Here is a 448-nt window from a genome sequence, read left to right as displayed (position 1 = left end):
ACGACGTTCCGCATGATCGCCCCGCCGGCCTCCTCGGCCAGGCTCTTGAGCGGCACGTCGAGGCCGATCATCCCCTCGGGGATCTCGACGTCCTGCATCGTCGTCCGCTCGCCGTCGTAGATGATCACCGACCCCTCGTGGAGCTCGTCGAGGTTCTCCTCGATCGTCCGGGGCGTCAACGCGATGAGCACGTCGAGCCGGTCAACGACGCTCTGTACCTTGTCGACGGAGGTCCGCACCTTGTAGGCGGTGTACCCGCCTCGGATCCGCGATGCGAAGTCCTTCGACGTGAACACGTGCCGACCCGCGCGGGAAAGCGCCTGTGCGAAGATCTTTCCCGTCGAGTCGATGCCGTCGCCGGCCTCCCCGCCGACAGCCCAGTTGAAATCCGCAGCCATGTGCTATGGGCAAGGTTCCGGCGGACTCATCAAAAGGCTTCTGGAAGGAG

1 protein-coding gene is annotated in these 448 nt (G+C 65.0%); it reads right to left on the bottom strand.

What is annotated here, in order from left to right:
* Positions 1-398: 2-oxoacid:acceptor oxidoreductase family protein (locus tag D3D02_RS19830; protein WP_199723241.1), on the bottom strand; the 398-nt coding region annotated here is incomplete at its 3' end.
* Positions 399-448: the final 50 nt, after the last annotated feature.

Origin of the sequence: Halobellus sp. Atlit-38R, assembly GCF_003665925.1 — an archaeon.
GTDB lineage: Archaea > Halobacteriota > Halobacteria > Halobacteriales > Haloferacaceae > Haloquadratum > Haloquadratum inordinatus.
This window is presented reverse-complemented; position numbering and strand designations above follow the sequence as displayed.